The organism is Kitasatospora sp. NPDC085879 (assembly GCF_040686255.1).
Taxonomy (GTDB): domain Bacteria; phylum Actinomycetota; class Actinomycetes; order Streptomycetales; family Streptomycetaceae; genus Kitasatospora.
Genome location: NZ_JBFBJZ010000147.1, coordinates 1 through 6,638, shown reverse-complemented (window position 1 = coordinate 6,638; position 6,638 = coordinate 1). Strand labels below are relative to the sequence as shown.

The 6,638-nt window shown below is 69.4% G+C and carries 8 protein-coding genes; 5 read left to right on the top strand and 3 right to left on the bottom strand.

What is annotated here, in order from left to right; all coding sequences use genetic code 11:
* The first annotated feature begins 42 nt into the window (after window positions 1–42).
* The 3 genes from AB0P35_RS41130 to AB0P35_RS41120 all read left to right on the top strand — a co-directional run bounded on the left by AB0P35_RS41130 (window position 43) and on the right by AB0P35_RS41120 (window position 1,384).
* Window positions 43–564 (top strand): hypothetical protein, encoded by a 522-nt coding sequence (locus tag AB0P35_RS41130; RefSeq protein ID WP_363521534.1) that lies wholly within the window; start codon window positions 43–45, stop codon window positions 562–564.
* Entirely contained in the window at window positions 492–968 is a 477-nt protein-coding gene (locus AB0P35_RS41125; protein WP_363521530.1) for an integrase core domain-containing protein, read from the top strand. Before AB0P35_RS41130 ends, AB0P35_RS41125 begins: the two co-directional genes overlap by 73 nt.
* Before the next feature lie 107 nt (window positions 969–1,075).
* A complete protein-coding gene (locus AB0P35_RS41120; RefSeq protein WP_363521527.1) occupies window positions 1,076–1,384 on the top strand; it encodes a transposase in 309 nt (102 codons plus the stop codon).
* An 11-nt stretch (window positions 1,385–1,395) separates the two neighbouring features.
* On the opposite strand, the gene AB0P35_RS41115 is transcribed toward AB0P35_RS41120, so the two are convergent.
* Window positions 1,396–3,090 (bottom strand): ISAzo13 family transposase, encoded by a 1,695-nt coding sequence (locus tag AB0P35_RS41115; protein ID WP_363521524.1) that lies wholly within the window; start codon window positions 3,088–3,090, stop codon window positions 1,396–1,398.
* 23 nt (window positions 3,091–3,113) lie between these two features.
* Window positions 3,114–3,335 carry a hypothetical protein gene (locus AB0P35_RS41110; RefSeq protein WP_363521521.1) on the bottom strand — a complete coding sequence of 74 codons (222 nt, stop codon included), beginning with the start codon at window positions 3,333–3,335 and terminating at the stop codon, window positions 3,114–3,116.
* On the opposite strand from AB0P35_RS41110, the gene AB0P35_RS41105 reads away from it, so the two are divergent.
* Together AB0P35_RS41105 and AB0P35_RS41100 are read left to right on the top strand one after the other, a co-directional pair.
* On the top strand, window positions 3,228–4,052 hold the full coding sequence (locus tag AB0P35_RS41105; protein WP_363521532.1) for an IS3 family transposase: 825 nt from the start codon (window positions 3,228–3,230) through the stop codon (window positions 4,050–4,052). The two genes, AB0P35_RS41110 and AB0P35_RS41105, sit on opposite strands and share 108 nt — an antisense overlap.
* A 420-nt stretch (window positions 4,053–4,472) precedes the next feature.
* Window positions 4,473–5,720 (top strand): ATP-binding protein, encoded by a 1,248-nt coding sequence (locus AB0P35_RS41100; protein WP_363521519.1) that lies wholly within the window; start codon window positions 4,473–4,475, stop codon window positions 5,718–5,720.
* On the opposite strand, the gene AB0P35_RS41095 is transcribed toward AB0P35_RS41100, so the two are convergent.
* Window positions 5,651–6,244 (bottom strand): helicase associated domain-containing protein, encoded by a 594-nt coding sequence (locus AB0P35_RS41095; protein ID WP_363521516.1) that lies wholly within the window; start codon window positions 6,242–6,244, stop codon window positions 5,651–5,653. The two genes, AB0P35_RS41100 and AB0P35_RS41095, sit on opposite strands and share 70 nt — an antisense overlap.
* Window positions 6,245–6,638 lie beyond the last annotated feature (394 nt).

Below are 6,638 nucleotides of genomic sequence, written 5' to 3'. Positions count from 1 at the left end.
GGGCCCTTCGAGGACCTCGAGGTGATCCGCGTCGAGGCGGGCATGCCGACCGCGAGGTTCTGCCGTCTGATCGGCGTGCCCGAGCGGACCTGGCGCCGCCACCAGGCCCGCGCCCGCCAGGGCGCGCAGGCCAGGGGGTCGTGGCCGCGTCCGGCCCGCGAAGGCGTCCGCGACGCGGCCCGCCGCCACGCGCTCGCGCACCCGGCCTGGGGGCACAGGAAGGCCTGGGCGATGTGTCGCCACGACGGCCACCGCGTCTCGCAGGCCACCGTGCTGCGGCTGCTGCGCGACGAGGGCCTGCTGCTTGAGGCGAACTATCAACGCGAACGCAGACAGCTCGCCGCGCGGCGCAAAGCGGCGTTCGCCACCGAGCCGAGCGGCCCGAACCAGGTCTGGCAGCTGGACTTCTCCGAGTTCGAGACGACCGGCGGCGGCACCTGGCGGCTGGGGGCTGCCGGGACTATTGGTCGAAGTACGAGCTGGGCTGGCACGTGGCGCCGACCGCGAACCAGCACGACGCGATCGCCGCGGTCGAGCTCGCCCTCGCGGAGGCCGAGTGCCTGACCGGCTTCCGGCTGGTCGACCTGGCCCCGCGCGACGCGGACCGCGCGGTCCAGCCGATGGTCACGATCGTGACGGACAACGGCGGGCCGTTCCGGTCGTTCCGGTTCGAGGCGTTCATCGCCACCCACCCGGAGCTGCGGCATGTGCGCACCCGGGTCCGCACACCGGGCCAGAACGGCTCACGCGAGCGCGGCTTCGGCTCCTTGAAGTACGAGAAGCTGTTCCTGGAGGAGATCCCCGACGCCCTGGACCTGGTCCGCCACGCCGAGGACTACCGGGTCGAGTACAACACCGTCCGCCCGCACGACGCGCTCGCCTGGAACCGGCCCCACGACGTGCACACCGGCGCCGCCGACCCCCTCGTCCCCAACTTTCCCGAGCCCGAAAACCTGCCAGTTACTTGACGCGGGACACGTCCAACGCAGATGCCGCAGGCACATCTGCCTGAAGTTCCACCTGCGCTCGGACACCTGGACACTGGGACATGTGAGCCCGGAGGAAGCAGTTTCAGGTGGGAACGAACAGCAACATGAGTAGGCGGTACACGGCGGAGTTCAAGCGGGACGCGGTCGCTCTGGTGCGCTCGTCGCCGCACCGAAACGTCACCGAGATCGCCCGTGAGCTGGGGGTCAGCCCGGAGGGGCTGCGGGGCTGGGTCAAGCAGGACCGCACGGACCGTGACGAGGGCCGGCCCGGGGATCTGACCAGCGCCGAGCGCGAGGAGCTCACCCGGCTCCGCCGGCAGACCGTCGAGCAGCAGAAGACGATCGAGATCCTCCGCAAGGCCGCCGCCTATTTCGCGGCCGAGACGACACGGTGAGGAGCCGTCAACTAACTACTGCCTGATTTGATGTTGCTCTCGTGGTCGGTGATCGCGTTCTGGAGGGCGTCGATCGTGCGGGGTGGGTGGGTCCGCCGGGGATGGGCGAGGGCTGCGGTGATGTCCGGGGTGGCGAAGGCGAGCAGTGGCCTGGTGCGGTGTGCGTGGTAGTTCAGGCTCGTGGGTACTCGGCCGAGCAGTTGGGCGGCCAGGGTCAGGGTGATTGTGTTGCGGTGGTGCAGGACGGCGACCAGCACGCGGTGACGGTGGTCGAGGAAGCCGACCCCGGGGTTGTATCCGCGCCGGTTGATGCCCTTCCTCTTCTCGCGCTCGGTCTCGGCCAGGACCCGGCGGAAGGGCTCGAGTTCCTCCACGAGCCGGCCGAACTGCTCGCGGGACATTCCGGTCAGGGCCGGATGAGTGAGCAGGAAGGTGGCCTCGGCCGGGATCGGGGGTGCCTTCGCTTGTTCCGGCTCGGCCGGCGGTGCCTGCTGGGGGTCGTAAGGGGCGATGGTGTAGTTCCACTCCCCGTGGAAGCTGTCGCGTTCGACACGCTGCAGGACCGCCGATCGCTCGGCTTTGGTGAGCGTCCGGCCGGTGGGGTACTCGTTCTCGTCGAGGACGGCCTGGACGGTCAGCCCGGTGCTGGTGCGGGTGGCCGAGATGGTCTGCAGCAGCACTTCGTAGCTGGTCAGCGGCTGACCGCGCAGGCTGTGGGTGATCCGGGAGAACAGTCGGTGTTCGACCTTGTTCCATTTTGAAGTCGCGGGCGGAAAGTGCATGACGGTGACGCTGAGCCCGCACTCGTCGGCGAAGGCGGCCAGGTCCTTCTTGAACAGGTGGGAGTCCGCGGAGTTGGCTCCTCCGGAGTCGGCGGTGACCAGCAGGCGGGTGGCACTGGGGTAGTCGATGCGCCCCTGGCGGTTCCACCAACGGCGCAGGGATTCCACCGCGAAGGCGGCGGTGTTGCGGTCGGTGCCCACGTTGACCCAGCCGGTGTCCAGTCCCAGGTCGTAGACGCCGTAGGGAATGGCGATCGGGGTGTCTGGGTCCAGGAAGTCGTGGTCCGGGGCGGTGATCGGCCGGCCCTTGGGGCGGTAGGTGCGGCCCGCGCGGGCGAAGTCGCCGATCGGCTCCTTCTTCTTCGCGTCCACGCTCACCACCGGAAAGCCCTGTGCCAAGAACCGCTCGACCGTGGTGTTGATGTGCCGGAACTGGGCGTCACGGTCAGGGACTTGGCTCCCAGCACGAGTCTTGACCATGCCCTGGAGGCTGAAGCCCATCGAGCGCAGCAGCTTGCCCACGGCCGTGGCGCTGACCGGATGGCCTGCCTCGGTCAACTCCCGGGCCAGGTCCCGCAACGAGGCGGTGGTCCAGCGCAGTGGCGAGACCGGGTCGCCGATCTCATGCGGCTCGATCAGGGCCTCGAGTGCCGGCAGCAGGCCAGGGTCACGTTCGGCGGCCGGCCTGCGTCCGCCGCCGGGGCGGCGAACCCGTCCCAGCACCGGCGCGCCGCCCGCGAGCTCGTCGCGCCCCCGGGCAATGGTCGACTCGGACACTTCTGCCAGCCTGGCCACCGCCGCGACTCCGCCATGGCCCAACGCCCCGGCCTCGGAGGCCAGATACAAGCGGCGCTGCCGCTCGTCCAGGTGCGGCAGCACCGCCGCCAACTTCGCGTCCAGCGCGGCCAGCGTTACTTCCGTCATCCCCACGGAAACCATCTACCACGTCACAGGCCGGAGCAGGGCCGAAACAGGCAGTAGTTAGTTGACGGCTCCTGATCCGCTTCCGTTTCGTTGAGGATCACCACGGCGGCTGGGGCGTCAAGCGGATCTGCCGCGTCCTGGGCATCGCCCGCTCCTCGTTCTACGACTGGCGCGCCGGTGAGCAGGCCCGCCGCGCCCGCGAGCGGGCCGAGGACCTGCTCGCCGCCGAGATCACGGTGATCCATCTCGCGTCCAGGGGCGCCTACGGCGTCCCGCGCGTGCATGCGGAACTGCGGCGGCAGGGCCGGGCGGTCAACCGGAAGAGGGTGGAGCGGATCATGCGCGAGCGCGGGATCGCGGGTGTCACCCGCCGGCGGCGCCGCGGCCTGACCCGCCAGGCCCGCAAGCCTGTGTTCGCCCCGGACCTGATCGGGCGCGACTTCACCGCACCCCGTCCGGGGATGCGGCTGGTCGGCGACATGACCTTCCTGCCGACCGAGGAGGGCTGGCTCTATCTGGCCACCTGCATCGATCTGGCCACCCGCGAGGTGGTCGGCTACGCGATGGCCGACCACCACCGCGCCGAACTGCCGGTGGCCGCCCTGCGGATGGCGGCCAGCCGCGGCGGCCTGGAGGTCGGCTGCATCTTTCACTCGGACCGTGGCAGTGAATACACGTCGAGTGAATTCCGCAGTGAGATAGGCAAGTTGGACGTGCGGCAGTCGATGGGGAGAGTCGGCTCCTGTCACGATAACGCAGCCGCCGAGAGCTTCTTCGCTGTACTGAAGGAGGAGATCGGCACTCGGATCTGGCCGGACCGCGCCACCGTCCGCGCGGAGGTCTTCGCGTTCATCGAGACCTTCTACAACCGCAGGCGTCTACGCAGACACCCCGAGTGGGGCTACCTCACGCCACTCGAGATCCGCCCGCGGTACCAGCAAGGTCACACCCTCGCGGCGTAGACGGAGAGTGTCCGAGCGCAGGGTGGAACTTCAGCCAGTTGTCCTCCGACATCAGCCACACCGGCTCCCAGATCCGGCGCGCGTACCCACACAGTGCGCACCTGCGGACCAAGAAACCCCCCTCCGTTTCCCACGGCCACTGCCACACCGCTTCCCCGTCACTCGGCAGCACATACCGCTCGGCCAGGCTCGGAAGCGCTCGCCGCAGCATGTCCGCCGACAGGCCGGACAGAACCGCCAAGTGCCGCAGACCGGCCTCGTAGGCACGCTGCCAGGGACCGGCCAGGTCGGGCCCTACCACAGATCGATCTCCGCTACTGGCCGCTGGATTCGTGAAAGAAGATCGCGGACAGCGGCCCGGGGCCGCCATGATGGAGCACCCGCCGGACCCGACCTCGGCCGGGCAGAAGGGAGCCGGCGATGCCGAACCTGGGACAGACGGGCACAGCCGAGCTGGCCGAACTGCTGGACGGCCACGAGAAAGTCCGCGCCCGACTGGTACTGGTCGCCGACGGGGACCAGTGGCAGCTCCACCATGGCGAGGTCGTCCTCGACGACGCCGACACGGTTCAAGAGAGGATCTGGCGCTACGAGAAGGCAGCGTTTCTCGAACTGCCAGCACCCGGTTCGACGGTAGCGGCACTGCTGCGCGGCGAATCCCAGGACGTCGCCGGCCTGCGCGTGATCCTGGGCGAGCGGGGTGCCGGAGTGTCCGTCGAGCGCCTGCGCGGAAGCGAGGAACGGGGCCCGACGACGACGCCCTGGCCGCGAATCGAGTGGACCGTCCACAGGAGCACCACCACCGCCAACCAGGGCTACGACGTGCTGGTCGGCGACGGGACGCGCCCGTCGTTCGTCAGCTTCGACCACGCGATGAGCGCTTTTCTCCACCAGCGCCCCTATGACAGCAGGAACCGCACCGATCAGCTGTGGCGTGTTGTCGAGCCTCAGCACGGCGCGTGGTTGCGGAAGGTCACCGTCGCCGCCGACCGGCTCATCGCCGAGATCGAGGGCGAAGCTCTGGGCGGCGTGGTCCTGGAGCTGAGCGAACCTGCTGGGCACCAACACCGTGCCGTTGAAGGCCCGGGTGCATACTCCTTCGACCTGCCCGAGGGACTGAGGCCCGAGAGCCTGCTGATCGCGTACCGCGACGGCCAGTGGCTGGATATGCGGCACTTTCCCGCCCCGCAGTACGGCTTCGTCCGTGACGCCTCGGTGGTGTGGGAGCAGCCTGGCTCGGAACTGGACGTACTCCTGGCAGCCGGCGAGGGGCGGCACCTGGAGTGCAAGGAGACGATCCAGACCGAGCACGCGGAGAGGAAGAAGGTGCTGAAGACCATCGCGGCGTTCGCCTCGCAGGACGGCGGCGGAACCGTTCTGTTCGGCGTTCGGGACGATCTGACCGTCAAGGGCCTGCCCAAGGGACAGACCGAGGACACACAGACCCTCCAGGTCGTGAACATGATCCGCAACGGCCTGGAACCCGAGCCGCCCTACACCTACAGGATGATCGAACACGACCACCGCCGGGTACTAGTCCTCGAGATCGTCGGCGGCGGCCAAATGTATGGCCTCCGCGATGGCCAGGGCCTGGAGTTTTACGTTCGGCGTGGCCCCAACACCGTGCTCGCCCGCCACAACGAGATCGCTGACGGCTTCCGCCAGTAGCCGCAGAGACCCCGCCACTGACCGCGGGGGCCTTGGGCGCCGCTGGCAGTAAGCCCCCTGGGCCGGTGGCTGCTCCTGCTTATTGACGCAGCAGCCACCGCCAGGGCATGGGGCGCCCGGGTCGACCGGAACATGACAGTGCCTTCGTCGACCGCTCCGGCCAACACGCCCTCTATGCCCACTCCACGCCGTGTTCGGCGAGCTGCGCTGGGCTTGGCACGGCGGGCCTTCTGGTTGTTCAGCCACGCTCCCAGGCCGACCTTGACGGTCTCGACGTTCTCCTCGCCGCCGGGGCCAGCCACGGGAACCTTGAGCAGCTCCTTGTGCGGGCGTGGGACGCGGACATGGCCTTCCCGCCCGACGAAGGCTGCGAGGGCGGCCAAGCCCTGCTGGAACCGGTCCGCGTGGGAGATCTTCGGCTTCGCCTCCGCCGCGACCAGCTCCGGGTCTGGCTCGATGCCGATCGCGGAGAGCAGGTCCTGCTGGTCCGCCTCCAAGCCGGGCCAGCCGGCCCGCTGCGCCATGACCCACCGGCCGAGCTGCTCGCCCTCGACGGTCTTCTGGGGCAGCTGGGCCCAGTCGACGCGGCCGTCGGACTCGAGCCTGGCGGTAGGTGCGCTGCCAGGTGATCGGCCAGGCCGGCGCCCACCACGGGGCGATCTCCTCCAACGCCCGGCGCCGCTCCGGCGCCAGGCTTGTCGCGGCCCGGCGCTGGGTTTTCGCAGTTTGAGTGGCTGAGTGCGGCGGCTGGTATGCAGGTGAGTGAGCGGGCTGTTCAGGTGCAGGTTGGTTGGGCAGCATGCAGATTCACCGAGCGGCTGAGTGTCGGCGGCGGCTGAACCGTGACCCAGTTTGGGCGGTTGAGTTCTGACCCTCGCGTCGTCGGTGCTCGTGCTCAGTCGTTGTCGGTGGTGGGGA